The 14,632-nt window shown below is 70.5% G+C and carries 13 protein-coding genes and 1 tRNA gene; 9 read left to right on the forward strand and 5 right to left on the reverse strand.

Features of this window, described 5'->3' with window-relative positions; translation table 11 throughout:
- The first annotated feature begins 109 nt into the window (after positions 1 to 109).
- The gene (locus ACFWTE_RS01555) at positions 110 to 1,201 is read left to right on the forward strand and encodes an NAD(P)-binding domain-containing protein (protein WP_378776828.1); all 1,092 of its coding nucleotides are present in this window, start codon (positions 110 to 112) and stop codon (positions 1,199 to 1,201) included.
- 227 nt (positions 1,202 to 1,428) lie between these two features.
- A complete protein-coding gene (locus ACFWTE_RS01560; protein ID WP_378776830.1) occupies positions 1,429 to 1,986 on the forward strand; it encodes an aldo/keto reductase in 558 nt (185 codons plus the stop codon).
- Positions 1,987 to 2,055: 69 nt separating this feature from the next.
- Here the strand turns inward: ACFWTE_RS01560 and ACFWTE_RS01565 are convergent, their stop codons facing one another.
- A complete protein-coding gene (locus tag ACFWTE_RS01565) occupies positions 2,056 to 2,523 on the reverse strand; it encodes a hemerythrin domain-containing protein (protein ID WP_378776832.1) in 468 nt (155 codons plus the stop codon).
- A gap of 130 nt (positions 2,524 to 2,653) precedes the next feature.
- Here ACFWTE_RS01565 and ACFWTE_RS01570 point away from each other — a divergent pair, with 130 nt between their 5' ends.
- On the forward strand, positions 2,654 to 3,124 hold the full coding sequence (locus ACFWTE_RS01570) for an NUDIX domain-containing protein (RefSeq protein WP_378776834.1): 471 nt from the start codon (positions 2,654 to 2,656) through the stop codon (positions 3,122 to 3,124).
- A 4-nt stretch (positions 3,125 to 3,128) separates the two neighbouring features.
- On the opposite strand, the gene ACFWTE_RS01575 is transcribed toward ACFWTE_RS01570, so the two are convergent.
- Both ACFWTE_RS01575 and ACFWTE_RS01580 read right to left on the reverse strand, forming a co-directional pair.
- Positions 3,129 to 3,305, reverse strand: coding sequence for a DUF397 domain-containing protein (locus ACFWTE_RS01575; protein ID WP_378776836.1), 177 nt, complete (start codon positions 3,303 to 3,305; stop codon positions 3,129 to 3,131).
- Positions 3,298 to 4,125 carry a Scr1 family TA system antitoxin-like transcriptional regulator gene (locus tag ACFWTE_RS01580; RefSeq protein ID WP_378776838.1) on the reverse strand — a complete coding sequence of 276 codons (828 nt, stop codon included), beginning with the start codon at positions 4,123 to 4,125 and terminating at the stop codon, positions 3,298 to 3,300. Before ACFWTE_RS01580 ends, ACFWTE_RS01575 begins: the two co-directional genes overlap by 8 nt.
- A gap of 180 nt (positions 4,126 to 4,305) precedes the next feature.
- Between ACFWTE_RS01580 and ACFWTE_RS01585 the strand changes: the two genes are divergently transcribed.
- The 5 genes from ACFWTE_RS01585 (at position 4,306) to ACFWTE_RS01605 (ending at position 9,364) form a co-directional block, all read left to right on the forward strand.
- Positions 4,306 to 4,803, forward strand: coding sequence for an ATP-binding protein (locus tag ACFWTE_RS01585; RefSeq protein WP_378776840.1), 498 nt, complete (start codon positions 4,306 to 4,308; stop codon positions 4,801 to 4,803).
- 944 nt (positions 4,804 to 5,747) lie between these two features.
- Positions 5,748 to 5,821: transfer RNA gene (locus ACFWTE_RS01590), tRNA-Pro, on the forward strand.
- 458 nt (positions 5,822 to 6,279) lie between these two features.
- Positions 6,280 to 7,977 carry a polyprenyl diphosphate synthase gene (uppS, locus tag ACFWTE_RS01595; protein WP_378776843.1) on the forward strand — a complete coding sequence of 566 codons (1,698 nt, stop codon included), beginning with the start codon at positions 6,280 to 6,282 and terminating at the stop codon, positions 7,975 to 7,977.
- Complete coding sequence (locus ACFWTE_RS01600) at positions 7,977 to 8,588, forward strand: ABC transporter ATP-binding protein (RefSeq protein WP_378776845.1); 612 nt, start codon at positions 7,977 to 7,979, stop codon at positions 8,586 to 8,588. Before uppS ends, ACFWTE_RS01600 begins: the two co-directional genes overlap by 1 nt.
- Positions 8,585 to 9,364, forward strand: a complete 780-nt coding sequence (locus tag ACFWTE_RS01605) for an ABC transporter permease (RefSeq protein WP_378776847.1) — start codon at positions 8,585 to 8,587, stop codon at positions 9,362 to 9,364. Before ACFWTE_RS01600 ends, ACFWTE_RS01605 begins: the two co-directional genes overlap by 4 nt.
- A gap of 334 nt (positions 9,365 to 9,698) precedes the next feature.
- Here ACFWTE_RS01605 and ACFWTE_RS01610 read toward each other — a convergent pair whose 3' ends face one another.
- On the reverse strand, positions 9,699 to 10,388 hold the full coding sequence (locus ACFWTE_RS01610; RefSeq protein ID WP_378776849.1) for a TetR/AcrR family transcriptional regulator: 690 nt from the start codon (positions 10,386 to 10,388) through the stop codon (positions 9,699 to 9,701).
- A gap of 260 nt (positions 10,389 to 10,648) precedes the next feature.
- Here ACFWTE_RS01610 and ACFWTE_RS01615 point away from each other — a divergent pair, with 260 nt between their 5' ends.
- On the forward strand, positions 10,649 to 12,160 hold the full coding sequence (locus ACFWTE_RS01615; RefSeq protein WP_378776851.1) for an MFS transporter: 1,512 nt from the start codon (positions 10,649 to 10,651) through the stop codon (positions 12,158 to 12,160).
- A gap of 106 nt (positions 12,161 to 12,266) precedes the next feature.
- On the opposite strand, the gene yicI is transcribed toward ACFWTE_RS01615, so the two are convergent.
- Positions 12,267 to 14,612 carry an alpha-xylosidase gene (gene yicI / locus ACFWTE_RS01620; RefSeq protein WP_378776853.1) on the reverse strand — a complete coding sequence of 782 codons (2,346 nt, stop codon included), beginning with the start codon at positions 14,610 to 14,612 and terminating at the stop codon, positions 12,267 to 12,269.
- Between the last annotated feature and the right edge of the window lie 20 nt (positions 14,613 to 14,632).

The raw sequence follows: 14,632 nt of genomic DNA on the forward strand, positions 1-14,632 counted from the left end.
CCAACGACAGTTGATGAAGGGACAGGAGATGGCGCGCATGGTGGCACGGGACACGGTCACATCCGGCCTTAAGGCACGTAGGGGCGGGTCTGACCAGCAACCCAGCCAGGTGCTGCCGGACTCCGCCGACGTGGTCGTCGTGGGCGCGGGACAGGCCGGGCTGTCGGTGGCCTGGCACCTGAGGCGCCTCGGGCTCGCCCCGGGCTCGGACCTGGTGGTCCTCGACCGCGGGCCGGGTGCGGGCGGGGCCTGGCAGTCCCGGTGGGAGTCGCTGCGCCTGGACACGGCGCACAAGGTCGACGACCTGCCCGGCATGGGGGAACTCGGGCTGAGCTTCGCCACCGCCGACCGGTCGAGGGCCGCCAGGGAGGTCGTGGCCGACTACTACGAGCGCTACGAGCGGGCGTTCGCACTGGACGTGCGCAGGCCGGTCGAGGTCACCGGCGTCCACGAGGGTGGGAACGGCGGGTTCACCGTCACGACCGACCGGGGCGACATCGGCGCGCGTGTCCTCGTCAACGCCGCCGGGACCTGGGCCCGCCCGTTCCGGCCCTACTTCGCGGGCGCGGCGGAGTTCCGGGGGACGCAGATCTCCACGCCCGGTTACCGCTCAGCCGAGGACTTTCGGGGGCTGCGGGTCCTCGTGGTGGGCGGGGGTACCTCCGCGGTCGGGTTCCTGCGCGAGCTGGAGGGCGTGGCCGCGGCCACGGTCTGGGCCACCCGCCGTCCCGTCGAGTTCGTCGACGACCCGGCCGCCGGCGTCACGGCCGTGCGCAGGGCGGACGAGGCGGCCAGGGCGGGTCGCCCGCTCCCGAGCATCGTCAGCGGTACCGGTCTGCCCGCCACCCCGGAGAACCTGGCGGCGGCGGACCGGGGGCTCCTCGTGGCCCGGCCCATGTTCTCCTCGATCGAACCCGACGGGGTCCGGTGGGCCGACGGCTCCTTCGCTCCCGTGGACGCCATCATCTGGGCCACCGGGTTCCGGGCCGAGCTCACCCACCTGGCGCCGCTGCGCCTGCGCGAGCCCGGCGGCGGCATCCGCGTCGAACAGGGCCGCTCGCTGCGCAATCCCCGCCTCTTCCTCGCGGGGTTCGGTCCCCAGGCGAGCACGATCGGGGCCAACCGCGCCGGACGCACCATCGCACGGCAGGTCGTCGCCGAACTCCGGGCTCCCATGGCGGACCCGGCGCCCGTGGGTTAGGCAGGGTCTCGGACGGGCGCGGGCGCACCGGTTCCGGCGCGCCGCCGTTCGAGAGCTGCCAGGGAGCACCCTGGGAGGGGAAACCGCGTGAGGACGACCAGGCTGGGACGCTCGCGGGTGGGGGTCAGCGCGCTCGGGTTCGGTGCCGTGGGAATCGGCAACGGCATGGACCAGGAGGTGTCGGACGAGGTCGCCCACGGTGCCGTGCGGGCGGTGTGGGAGGCGGGGTGCGGTACTTCGACACCGCCCCGCACTACGGCCTGGGCCTGTCCGAGCGCAGGCTGGGCCCCGCCCTGGCCGGCCTGCCCCGGGACGGGTACACGGTGTCGACCAAGGTCGGCAGACTGCTGGAACCCACACCGCACCGGAGCGGGCAACGCGACGACCAGGGGTTCGACGTTCCGGCCACGCACTCCCGCCGGTGGGACTTCAGCGCGGACGGTGCGCGCCGGTCACTGGAGGGGAGCCTGGAGCGGCTCGGTCTGGACCGGGTCGACCTGGTCCTCATCCACGACCCCGACGACCACTGGGAACAGGCCGTGGGCGAGGCCTACCCCGCGCTGCACGAACTGCGCGCGCAGGGGGTGGCCGGCGCGATCGGGGCGTGCATGAACCAGGCCCGCATGCTGGAGCGCTTCGCGACCGAGACCGGCGTGGACGCGGTGCTGCTCGCCGGGCGGTACACGCTGTTGGACCGGTCGGCGGAGCAAGCGGAGCGCAACGCCGACCTGTTCGCGCGCCCGGTACGCAGGCACTGTGGACGGACCTGGTGGGGGAGGGGCTGATCGACCGGGAGGACCTGGGGTGACACGGCGCCGTGCCCGCCCCGGGCGCAGACCGGAGCCCCCGGACACTCAGGCGAGGGGGCCCAGGAGGGTCCGCTTGTCCAGCCCTTCGGCGGTGAGGCCGTCGAGGACACCGATGATCTGCTTCTCCTCGTACCGGAAGTGGGTCTCCATGACCGCCTCGATGCCGTCGAGGTGGCGCAGCTGCTCCTCGGTGCTGTCCCCCGAGTCCACGGCCTTCTCCAGACCGGCGATGAGGTACTCGATCATGCTGTGGTCCTGCTTGAGCTTGGCGATGACGGGGGCGAGGTCGGGGCGGAGTTCCAGGACGAGCGGGAACAGCGCGGAGTCCTCGCTCGTGTGGTGGCCGTTCAGCGCGGTGCAGAATCCGAGGCAGAAGAGTCGGAGGTCGCGGGAGACGGATTCGGCACGCCCACCTTCAGTGACGGACTCGCGGGTCACCTCCAGGGCGTCGCGCAGCCGCTGGTGGACGGTGCGGAGCTCGCGCCCCCACGCCTGTGCTCTCTGCTCGGTCAATGCGTTACTCCAGACGTCGGCCCGATCGTGGGGCGCATGGTGCTGACCAAGAGGGAAGCGGTACCGGAGACCGGCGGACCAGGCGCACCGGAGGGGGATGCTCCGGTACGGAGGCCGTTAGTGTCGGAACATGGTCTCTGATCCCACGGGATCCTTCTCCCGCCCGAGGGTCGCCGCCGGTGTCCTGTTCTTCGACCGCCTCGGCCGGGTGATGATGGTGGTCCCCTCCTACAAGGACTACCTGGACATCCCCGGCGGCTACATCGAGCACGGGGAGACGCCGACCCAGGCCGCGGCACGTGAGGTGAAGGAGGAACTGGGGCTCACGCCGCCGATCGGGCGACTCCTGGTCATCGACTGGGCCCCCAACCCCTCCGAGGGCGACAAACAGTTGTTCGTCTTCGACGGGGGAGTGCTCGACCAGGGGCGGCTGGACCAGATCAGCCTCGACCCGGCCGAGCTGACCGGGTACGAGTTCCACGACGTGGCCTCGATCGAAACGGTGACGATTCCCCGACTCGCGCGCAGGATCATCCAGGGGGACCGCGCCCGTCGGGAAGGCAGGACGGCCTACTTGGAGAACGGCGATCCCGTCTCGTAGGCGCCTACGCGCGGGTGAGGTAGAGCGTCTCGATGAAGGCGCTCCACTCTGGGCCGGTGAAGGAAAGCTGTCCCTTCCCGCGGTTCTGGGTGTCGCGCACGTCCGCGCCGGCGGTGTGCTCGCGGACCTCGACGCACTCGTTCGACCCGCCGCTGTAACTGCTCTTGTGCCAGTCACTCATCGTCGATCTTCCTCATCTCATCGCGGATGGCCTGCAAGGTCTCCTGCGGGTCGCGGGCTGCTCCCTGAAGGGCTGTGAACAGCAAGCGGCTACGAAAGATACCAGCGGAGTCGGTGATGATTCTGCCTTCTTCGGCCGATTCCATGTAGACCACTTCCGGTTCGTCAGCGGTCGTGATGATCCGTCGCGGACCCGAGTTCCCCGCGTGGCGAGGCGAGTTCGTCGGGACCATCTGCACGGTCAACCGGTCGCCGTCCACAAGGCTAGCGACATGGGCGAGCTGTTCTCGTTGGATTTCTGGGGATCCGTAGCGGCGGGCAAGGACGCTCTGGTCGATGATCAGCCAGAGCGAGGGAAGTTCGGCCTTCGCCATACGCTCCGCGCGTTCCCGGCGCTCCTTTGCCAGTGTCTGGACCTCTTGTCTCGCCAGCCAGGGGGATCCGTAACGGATGAGCGCGTGGGCGTACTCCTCCGTCTGCAGGTAGGAGGGGAACACCAAGGGCTGATACTCGAACAGTGCGTCTGCGGCGTGGGTGCGTTTGGTGACCTCGTGCAGCCACACCTGGCGTCCGGAGCCCGTCAGCTCCTCCCAGAGCCTCTCCAGCCTTCCGTCGCTCTCCAGGGCCTCGTCGAGGAGCTTGCGTAGCCACGGCCGGGCCATTGCCCGGCCGTTCTCGATGTCGGACACGTGCGAGTCGCTGATCGCCGTACCGCGCTGGCTGATGCGCCGGGCCAGGGCCTGCTGGGTGAGTTCGGCTTCCACACGCAGCCTGCGCAATTCGCGTCCGAAAGCCTTGAGGACACGTTCGTCTGTGTGCATGAGGCCATGTGACCACGGAGCAACACGCCCTGTGGGGCGTTCCACAGAATTCCAGATGCGTATGGAAGATTCGGGAACTCTCCGCCTGGCCTTCCCGGAGTGAACGGCCTGACCGCATCCTTTCGTCGTGGGCTCACGCACAGCGACCACGACAACACCGAAAGGACCCGGTGGAAATCCATGACCCCGGCTCAGGCCTCTCTCGACCTGCCCAGGCGTATCCGCCACACCGACCCCGACACCAGCGGCCTGGTCTGCGGGTCCGACCCGCGCCACGTCAAGGCCGCGCGCCGCTGGGCGATGCAGGCCACCCGGGCCACGCCTTCCGCTGCCCATCCGCTGCTGGTGTCCCTGGCCGAGTTGCACGCCAACGCCCTGAAGCACACCGCGTCCGGGCTTGAGGGCGGGCGGGTGAGGATCGAGATCCAGCGGCGTCCGCGCCTGTTCCTGCTCCGTGTCGGCGACGACGGCCCCGCACCGGGCGCGCAGGTCACCGTGCCCGCCGCGCCCACCAAGTTCGGGGTCGAGGGGGCCGGACCCGTGCTGGCCGAAGGCGGGTACGGCCTGGCGCTGGTGGAGGCCTTGGCTCTGTACTGGGACGTCTCCGGGAGCGCGGGAGGGCCGTTGACGGTTCGTGCCGCTTTCGACCGTCCCGGGAGGGCCCGCCTGCCGATGTGATCCCGAATGCGATGTCGTTTCCCGGCGACGGGTATCGAAGAACCTCGTTCATCCAAGCGAGCATCGGCCAGCCCGGCGGAAACGGCCTGCGTTTCCTGAGAATCCAGGGCTTTGTGTGCCCCTTGCGTGGTGTGGGTGGGAAGCGCAGTTCCGGGTGGCGTACGACCCCGGAACCACTGACACCAACCCGCCCCGCGCAGCCCATGAGTAGAAAAAGTGGAGGCGCCCCGGCCCGGTGCTGTGAACACCGGGCCAGGGCTGAATTCCCACCTGAGATAACCAGGAGGAGATCGTGGAGAAGCCTAGCGGTCGGCACCGCAAACCCGCCCGAGGATGGGCACACCAGGTGCGTTGGTTGTTCGGCGCGGTCCTGACCGCCGTGCTGTGCAGCCCCGCGAGCGCACGGCGGCAGCGGCATCCGTCGCAGCCACCCCGCGCGGGTGCGCTCAAGGACGCAGGGCCCGCGCCTCGAAGCAGGACCGTAGCGGCTGGGGTGGACGGGCCAGGGGCTCGAAGTGCTCCGTTCGCAGCCCGAGGTGACAGGCCACTTCCCGCACCTGTACGGATACCGCGCCCCCGCCTGCCGCACCCCTCGGAGCAGGGGTGGTGCGTCGATGACGATGGTGTGCGAGGGGTGCGCCCCTACCTGTTCCACGGCACGAGCAAGGTGGGCCCTCGCCCGCCGGATCCGCCGGCTCGGGCAGAACACGGGGAGCTCGATGAGCTGGCCGCTCCGGTGCGCACCTGGCTGAGCACAGCCACCTGAACCACATCTACTTCCCCCACGCCGGGCCGCGTCGGACCTGTAGCCGCCTGCTCACCCTGTACCGGTACGGGGGAGGGGCCCGAAGAGCGCTCGCAGGCGGACAACGGTTCGAGAGCACTGCCGGATGCGCTACAGTTTTACCTGTTGGCGGCACCGAAGACGGTGCCTGCCGCACGGCCGGGACGTAGCGCAGTTTGGTAGCGCACTTGACTGGGGGTCAAGGGGTCGTGGGTTCAAATCCCGCCGTCCCGACAGAGAAGTAGCAGTTCATGAGAGGGTCCACCACCAGGTGGGCCCTTTTTTGCGCGCTCGGTGGGGTAGAAGTGGGGTTGAACCGGGCTAGGTGGGCCGTTGGCACACGTTGGCATGTACTGGGTTTGCTGGAACCGTGTTTCTGGATTCCCAGGCCACGGCGCTCGGTCTCTTCCTCTCGCACTCCACGGGTGTCAGCCAGCTGATCGCCGAGTCTCGGCTCTGCCGGTTGTGCAAGATCTCCAGGTACTCGAAGATCGCGTTGGCCGGCTCCAGCCGGGTTCGCCCCCTGCGCCGGTCCAGCAGTTCGAAGTAGGCACGGAAACCATTATGCTACTCAGCGTGCTTATTCAAATCCCCTCGGTATTGGTCAGAGTATGGGCTCAGGCGGGCCCCCTCGCAGGTAACGGTTCACGGGTGCGAGAGCGCACTCCCGCGGTCACCGCGGAGGAACAGCGATGAGCGGGTACATGAGGACAGGTGGTTCCCTGCTGATCGCGGAGCGGGGCGCCGACACCAGCCTGGCGCGCGCCTTCGAGGTCTGTCGCAGGATCCACACGGGCGCGGACCACCTCTCTCCGCAGATCGTCGATCTGCTGCCCGCCCACAAGCGCCCCTACGCGCACGCACTGGTCGCCTTCGGGCTGTGGGCCGATCGGCTGGCCGACGAAGGGGAGGTCTCCGAGCGTGGGCCGGCCCTGGCCCGATTCCGCGCCGACACCCTGACCGCGCTGGCCGGCGAACCCGGCGCCCCCGCCCGCCTACCGTCGGTCCAGCGCGCCATGGTCCACACGGTGCGGGCGTGGGACATGTCCGTGCCGGTGCTGGAGGAGCTTCTCACCACACTTGAGCAGGACAGTCGCCGGCCGCCCGACTTTCCCGGCTTCGCCGACCTGCGCGGCTACATGCGCGGTACGGCCGGCACCGTCGGGGAGTTGCTCGGCACCGTGTTGGAGCCGGTCCGGGAGGACGCCCCGGAACTCATGTCGCTGCTGGGTGAAGTCCTCCAGTACATCGACATCCTCCACGACCTGCCCGAAGATCTCGAACAGGGCCGCTGCTACCTGCCCCGCCAGGACCTGGAGCGACTCGGCCTGGACGCGGACGACCTGATCGGTGCGCGTGGCACGAACGTCTATCAGGAACTGATCGCACGACAGGTGCAACGGGCACGCGGACTGCTGGACCAGGGGCAGGAGGTGGTCGATGCCGTGCACCCTTCCAGCCGTCCCTTCCTCGCAGCCATGGTGGTCGGGCTGCGAACGGGCCTGGACGAGTGCGAGTATCTTCCAGCGGGCCCCCCGGGTACCCCACCGCGAACAGCGGTTCCCGCCCGGTTGTCACAAACCCGAGAGACACCTGTCGGAGTCTTGCCGGTCGTCCCCCGGCTGCGGCAACGGCAGTCCCCCGTCCCGTCCCCGGACCCCGGGGGCCCTCCCTCCGCGGTCCCCGAGCACGTGGCCGTGATCATGGACGGTAACCGGCGGTGGGCCCGGGCACTGGGGCTGGCCGCCGTGGAAGGGCACTCGGCGGGAGAGGAGGCGATGTACCGTCTGGTGGACGCCGCCGGGGATCTGGGCATCAAGTACGTGACCACCTTCGCCTTCTCCACGGAGAACTGGTCGCGCTCTCCCGAAGAAGTGTCCTCTTTGCTCAGGATGTTCACCCGGGGCGTTCCGGGGGTGGCCGGGCGCCTGCACGCCCGGGGCATTCGGATGCGCTGGTACGGCCGTCGCAGCAGGGTCGGGGCGGAACTCCGCGAACGGCTGGAGTGGGCCGAGGAGCTGACGTCGGGCAACAGCGGGATGACGTTCACGTTCTGCCTGGACTACGGAGGCCGCCAGGAGATGGTGGACGCGCTCAAACACGCGGTGGCCGAGGCGCTCTCGGGGCGGCTGGACCCGACCCGCCTGACAGAGTCCGACCTCGCCGAGTACCTCTACGATCCTGGTCTGCCCGACGTGGACCTCCTGATCAGAACCGCCGGCGAGCAGCGCACCAGCAACTTCCTGCCCTGGCACACCGCCTACGCCGAGCTTGTCTTCGAGGGCGCTCTCTGGCCCGACTTCGACCGCTCCCACCTGGTTCGCGCCGTCAGCGCCTACGCGCAACGGCGCAGGAGCTTCGGCGGCACCCTGAGCGAGGAGAGCGTCTGATGCTGCATGTGGCGGACGTGCACAAGGCCTTCGGGGCCAGACGTGTCCTGCGCGGGGTGAGCCTGCGGGCCGCGCCCGGAGAGCTGGTGGGGATCGTCGGCGAGAACGGAGCGGGCAAGACCACCCTGCTGCGGATCCTGTCCGGTGAACTCGCACCCGATTCCGGCCGGGTGCAGGTCGAGGGCCGGATCGGCTACTGCCCCCAGCATCCGGTGACCAACCCGGAGCTGACCGTGGACCAGCATCTGCGCTACTTCGCCGTCGCCTACCGGTTGCGCCGTCTGGACCGGGCTCGCGACCTCATCGCCCGACTCGGGTTCGAGCAGTACGGTGCCACCCCGGTCCGGCACCTGAGCGGCGGAACACGGCAGAAGCTGAACCTGGTCCTGTCCCTCATGCACGACCCGGCCGTCCTCCTCCTGGATGAGCCCTACCAGGGCTTCGACTGGGAGACCTACTTGCGGTTCTGGGAGATTTCCGCGGAACTGCGGGCCCAAGGACGCGCCATCGTGGTCATCTCCCACCTGGCCCACGACGTCGACCGTCTGGACACCCTGTACCAGTTGCGTGCGGGCACGTTCGATCAGAGCGTCGTCGGGCGCGACCTGTGAACGCCTACCTGGTGGCGACCCGGTACTCGCTGCTGGAGCTGACCCGCAACCGTCTCGCGGTGGTGGTGCTGGTCTGCCTCGTACCCCTGTTGATCTGGTTGCTCGACTCGGTGGTGACCGAGGAACCCGTCGAGTTCGTGCACCGGTCCACGGACACGCGGATCCAGGCGCTGGGGCACCAGGTCACGACCCTGGGCTGTGTACTCAACCTGGTGTCCTTGCTGGTGGGGTTCGCGATGTTCACCGCGGCGCACCGCTCGGCGGACTTCGACCGGCGCCTGGCCCGGGTGGGCTACCCCCGCACGGCGCTCATCCTGGCCAAGCTCACCATGCTGGTGGTGTCCTCGGCGACGGTCAGCGGTTACGCCGCCGCCTGGACTTCCTTGCACTGGACCGCGGAGCAACCCCTGGAGCTGTGGGCGGGCCTCTTCCTGGGCGGGGCGGTCTACGGTGCCATCGGGCTCTTCCTGGCCCTGTTCCTACCGGAAGAGCTGGAGGGCACGTTCGTGATCATCGTGGCGACGGTGATCGACAACGCCCTACAGAACCCGATCATCAACCCGACCGCGGACGCCGACGCCGTTCTCTTCCTACCCGGATACGGAGCGATGCAGGTCTGTGCGGCAGGGGCGTTCACCGATACTGTCCCGCTCACATCGATGCTCCTCAGCCTGGGGTGGACGGCGGTGTTCGGAGTGGTCGCCCTGGGGGCATTCGCCGCACGCACGCGTGACCGCACACCCCAGAGGGTGGGCGGCGGGCCACCCGGAATCTGAGCGGTCCTGGTGGGGTAGAGGTGGGGCTGGCAGAGGGGCCCCGGATGACTGTTCCCGCCGTCCGGTAGCCCGGACTTTGCGTCCTGGCCAGGTTCTTCCTGCTGTTGAGCGACCTCCCCCGGCCCCCTGCGGCTTGGTTCAGCTTGCCTGGGGGGCAAGGGGCCGTGGATTCGGATCCCGCCGTCCCGACAGAGGACTAGCAGGTCAGTGAAGGGTCCGCCTGAGGGCGGGCCCTTCACTGCGTCCCCGGGGCGCGTGCGGGTGCTGCGTGAGGCCGCCGCGCAGCGCCCGGTAACAGCACCCCTGGGGCGGCAGCCGCCAAGGCCCCGTGCGGTCAGCGGGACCGGTCTCCGGCGGTGCTCGGCTCCGGTCGGGCGGGGTGGGTGGTCACGGGGGCCAGCCACAGCCCGGTGAGGGCGTCGGTCAGCCCGGCCGCGGCCTCCTGCCAGGAGCCCCGGGGGGTGGGGGCGCCCTCGGCCAGGGCGAGTTCGCGCTCGGCGATGGTGTGCACGATGAGCGTGCGGGCCATGTCCTGGCGTTCGCCGAGCACCGGCGCGGGCAGATCGGGCAGGCGCCTGCGCAGTTCCTGCCCGGCGCGCACCAGCGAGGGTGATTCCAGCGCCTCTTCGGACACGATCCGGCGGTAGGCGGGGTCGGCCAGGGCCTGGGCGCTGAAGCGCCCGTACCAGGACGGTGTGCCCAGGTCCGCCAGGTGCTGGGCCAGCGGTTCCACCATGCACGCCACCCAGTCCCGGGCCAGGGCCGAGCCCTCGACCTGGGCCACCCGGCGGCGCCGCAGCTCCTCCAGCGGCCCCGTGTGCCGGCGCACGATCGCGCGCACCAGCCCCTCCTTGGAACCGAAGTGGTAGGTGACCGCGGTGTTGTTGCCCTGCCCCGCCTCCTGGCTGACCTGGCGGTTGGACACCCCGGCCAGCCCGTGCTCGGCGAACAGCCGCTCCGCGGCCGCCAGGATCGCCTCCCGCGTCGCCGCCACCCGGTCCGACCTCGCCACTCTGCCGCTCATGCGAACCACCGTACCGATCCCCGTGTGTGGCGGCTCACCCGTGTCGTCCCCGTCGGGGCCCGTCCTGCGGCCCCGTTCCGTGCGGGGCGGTCGCTCCCGTCCCCGGCGGGCACGCGGACGGTCGCCGGCCTCCTCGGCACTATGGCCTCCCTCACCCACGGCTGGCGTGGAACAGTCCTGGTACGCCCTGTTAGCATAATTCATGCGCCTGACTTAAAAGTCGGCGCCTTCGCGTGTCCGAATACGGGGGTTCCTGCTCGATGACCGGTGTCCACACCAGCCCACCCGACGCGCGGTCTCCCGTGCGCCCTCCCGCCCGGCCGAACGTGATCGTCTGGGTCCTGGCGTTCAGCGGTATCGTCGTCTCACTCATGCAGACCCTGGTCATCCCGCTCGTGCCCGTGCTGCCCGGCTTCCTCGGGGCGACCCCCGGGGACACGGCGTGGGCGATCACCGCCACGCTGCTCGCCGCCGCCGTCGCCACACCCACCGTGGGCCGCCTGGGCGACATGTACGGCAAGCGCCCCATGCTGGTGTTCAGTCTGGCGGTCCTCGTGGTCGGCTCGGTGTTCTGCGCCCTCGCCGACAGCCTGGTGCCGATGGTCGTGGGCCGCGCCCTCCAGGGCCTGGCGGCGGGGGTCATCCCCCTGGGCATCAGCATCATGCGCGACGAACTGCCCCCCGAACGCCTCGGCGGGGCCACCGCCGTCATGAGCGCCTCCCTGGGGGTGGGCGGCGCCCTCGGCCTGCCCGCCGCCGCGTTCCTCGCCCAGACCGCGGACTGGCACACGCTGTTCTGGGTCGCCGCCGCGCTGGCCGCCGCCTCCGCCGTCCTGGTCCGCACACTCGTCCCGGACTCGGGGGTCCGTACGGGCGGCAGGTTCGACCTGCTGGGCTCGGTGGGCCTGTCCGTGGCCCTGCTCCTGCTCCTGCTGGCCGTCTCCAAGGGCTCGGACTGGGGCTGGGGGAGCGGTCTGCCCGGGGGCATGATCGCCGCCGCGGCCGTGGTGCTCCTGGTGTGGGGCTGGTGGGAACTGCGAGCCCCCCACCCCCTGGTCGACCTGCGTACCAGCGCGCGCCCCCAGGTCCTGCTCACCAACACCGCGTCCCTGGTGTTCGGGTTCTCCATGTTCGCCATGTCCCTGGTCATTCCGCAGCTGCTCCAGCTCCCCGAGGCCACCGGCTACGGGTTCGGGCAGACGATCCTGGTCGCGGGGCTGGTGATGGCTCCCAACGGGCTGGTCATGATGGTGATGGCGCCGCTCTCGGCCCGGCTGTCCCGTGCCATGGGCCCCAAGACGACCCTCATGTGCGGCGCCCTGCTCGTCGCGTTCGGCTACGGCCTGAGCCTGCTGCTCATGTCGGGTATCTGGCAGCTCATGATCGCCTCCACCGTCATCGGTGCGGGCGTGGGTCTGGCCTACGGCGCCATGCCCGCCCTGGTCATGGGTGCGGTTCCCCGGTCCGAGACCGCGGCGGCCAACAGTCTCAACACCCTCATGCGCTCCATCGGAACCTCGCTGGCCAGCGCCGTCACCGGCATGGTCCTGACCAGCATGACCCTGCCCGTGGGCGGACAGGACCTTCCGTCCCAGGGTGCCTTCACCCTGGTCCTGGGCATCGGCGGGATCGCCGCGCTCACCGCCTTCGCCATCGCCGCGTTCCTGCCCCGTCACCGCAGGGCCTTCGAGGACGACAGGGCCGAGCCCGGCACAGAACCCGGGACCGGCTCCGCGCCGCCCGTCAGCACCTCGGCCGCCCCCGGCGCCTGACCGCGCCCGCCGGTGACGGTTCCCGGCGTTGCGGGAAGGGCACGCCCACGGGGGCCTGCCCGGGGCGGTCCGGATCCGGACCGCCCCGGGACGAAGGCGCCGCCGGTCAGGGCAGGCGCAGGCTCAGCCGGGCCGCCCCCGCCGGGGCCGACGCCAGGGTGCCGCCCTCCCCGTCGGCGGCCACGGTGGAGGAGTCGGCGGGTTCGGCGCCGCCCACGCCCACCAGGAGGACCTTCCAGCCCCGCGCCGGAGCGGGGTCGGCCTCCACGGTGACCGCGTCCTTCGAACGCGAGATCCGGAAGACCGCGGCGGCGGAGCCGTCGGCGGCCGGGACGGTCACGACGGCCGGGCGGCCGGCGGCCGGGGGCGGGCCCCCGGCTCCGTACACGCGCAGGGTCAGGCCGTCCGCGTAGTCGTAGTCGGGTCGCTCGTCCACCGAACCGACGGGGAGGACCGCGTGCGGCCGGACCAGCAGCGGCAGGGAGTCGAAGCCGTGGACCTCGCGGTGCCACCCCGGGCCCCGCACGGTCCGCCCCGTGAGCAGGTGCGTCCACTCGCCCTCGGGCACGTAGTACTCGACGGAGCCGTCCGGACTCAGCACGGGGGCGACGAGGAGGTCGTCGCCCAGCATGTACTGCGTGTCGAGGTGGTGGCAGGTCGGGTCGTCGGGGAACTCCAGCAGCATCGCGCGCATCACGGGCGTACCCTCCCGGTGGGCCTGCACGGCCGCCCCGAACAGGTAGGGCATGAGCGTGCACTTGAGCCGTGTGAACGCGCGGGCCACGTCGGTGGACTCCTCGTCGAACTCCCACGGGACCCGGTAGGAGCGGCTGCCGTGCAGCCTGCTGTGCGAGGAGAGCAGGCCGAACGCGAGCCAGCGCTTGAACAGCCCGGGGTCGGGTGTGCCCTCGAAGCCGCCGATGTCGTGGCTCCAGAAGCCGAACCCCGACAGCCCCAGCGACAGCCCGCCCCGCAGGCTCTCCGCGACCGCCTCGAACGTCGAGGCGCAGTCCCCGCCCCAGTGCACCGGGAAGCTCTGGCCGCCCGCCGTGGCCGAGCGCGCGAACAGGACCGCCTCGCCCTCGCCCCGTTCGCGCAGCAGCAGGTCGAACACCGTCGCGTTGTACAGCTGCGTGTAGTAGTTGTGCATGCCGTGCGGGTCGGAGCCGTCCGACCATACGACGTCGGTCGGGACCCGTTCGCCGAAGTCGGTCTTGAAGCAGTCCACCCCCATGTCGAGCAGGGGTTTGAGCTTGCCTGCGTACCACTCCCGGGCGCCGGGGGACGTGAAGTCGACCAGCGCCATCCCCGCCTGCCACATGTCCCACTGCCACACGGTTCCGTCGGGCCGCCGGACCAGGTGCCCCAGCCGGGCGCCCTCCTCGAACAGGGCCGACCGCTGGGCGATGTAGGGGTTGATCCACACCGAGGTCCGCAACCCCCGGGCCTTGAGCCGCGAGAGCATGCCCACGGGGTCCGGGAACACCTCCGGGTCCCAGACGAAGTCGCACCAGTGGAACTCGCGCATCCAGAAGCAGTCGAAGTGGAACACGCTGAGCGGTATGCCCCGCTCCGCCATGCCGTCGACGAACCGGTTCACCGTGTCCTCGTCGTAGGAGGTCGTGAACGACGTGGACAGCCACAGGCCGAACGACCACTGCGGGGGCAGCGCGGGGCGGCCGGTCAGCGCCGTGTACCTGGCCAGGACCTCCTTGGGGTTCGCCCCGTGGACGACGTAGTACGTCAGGGAGTGGTCCTCGACGCTGAACTGCACGCGCCCCACGGACTCCGAGCCGACCTCGAAGGACACCGGCCCGGAGTGCGCCACGAACACCCCGTAGCCGCGGTTGGTCAGGTAGAACGGGACGTTCTTGTAGGCCTGCTCGCTGTTCGTGCCGCCGTCGGCCTGCCAGATGTCCACGGTCTGGCCGTTGCGCACGAACGGGGTGAACCGCTCGCCCATGCCGTACACGAGCTCGCGGATCCCCAGCGACAGCTGCCCGAGCATGTGGTGGGTCCCGTCCGCGTCCTCGACGAAGCCGGTTCCCTTCGAGTCGACGCTGGTCAGCGTGGTGCCGTCGGCGGCGAACTCCATCTGCCAGGGGCCGTCGGTGCTCACCGTCAGGGACAGCGCACCGCTGGTCAGCCGGACCGTCGAGCCGTCCCGGTGCACCGAGGCGGCGGCACCGGGGTCGCCGCGCACGTCGAACTCCGGCGTGCGCCGCACCGAGCCGGCCAGGTGCGTGGTCCGTACGCCGATCACACCGGGGGCGGGTGACCAGCAGTCGACCGTCACCAGCGCCGTGTTGAGCGTGTCCCCTCGGTGCCCGATCGGCCTCACCGGCGCGTAGAGGGTGAAGCGGTCGTCGTGCACCCGGACGTCACGGGCCTCGCGCGCGTAGTGGGCGCGGACGCCCTCCCGCATCTGCCAGAACCCGTCGGTGAACTTCATGGGCGGACTGCCCCTCTCGT

This window comes from Nocardiopsis sp. NPDC058631, from assembly GCF_042716955.1.
Taxonomy (GTDB): Bacteria; Actinomycetota; Actinomycetes; order Streptosporangiales; family Streptosporangiaceae; genus Nocardiopsis.

Bases quoted from the DNA above. Each gene is read 5' to 3' on its own strand.
- ACFWTE_RS01580 (WP_378776838.1), bottom strand. From the start codon at position 4,125: ATGCACACAGACGAACGTGTCCTCAAGGCTTTCGGACGCGAATTGCGC.
- yicI (WP_378776853.1), bottom strand. From the start codon at position 14,612: ATGAAGTTCACCGACGGGTTCTGGCAGATGCGGGAGGGCGTCCGCGCC.
- ACFWTE_RS01610 (WP_378776849.1), bottom strand. From the start codon at position 10,388: ATGAGCGGCAGAGTGGCGAGGTCGGACCGGGTGGCGGCGACGCGGGAG.
- ACFWTE_RS01575 (WP_378776836.1), bottom strand. From the start codon at position 3,305: ATGAGTGACTGGCACAAGAGCAGTTACAGCGGCGGGTCGAACGAGTGC.
- ACFWTE_RS01615 (WP_378776851.1), top strand. From the start codon at position 10,649: ATGACCGGTGTCCACACCAGCCCACCCGACGCGCGGTCTCCCGTGCGC.
- ACFWTE_RS01600 (WP_378776845.1), top strand. From the start codon at position 7,977: ATGCTGCATGTGGCGGACGTGCACAAGGCCTTCGGGGCCAGACGTGTC.
- uppS (WP_378776843.1), top strand. From the start codon at position 6,280: ATGAGCGGGTACATGAGGACAGGTGGTTCCCTGCTGATCGCGGAGCGG.
- ACFWTE_RS01585 (WP_378776840.1), top strand. From the start codon at position 4,306: ATGACCCCGGCTCAGGCCTCTCTCGACCTGCCCAGGCGTATCCGCCAC.
- ACFWTE_RS01570 (WP_378776834.1), top strand. From the start codon at position 2,654: ATGGTCTCTGATCCCACGGGATCCTTCTCCCGCCCGAGGGTCGCCGCC.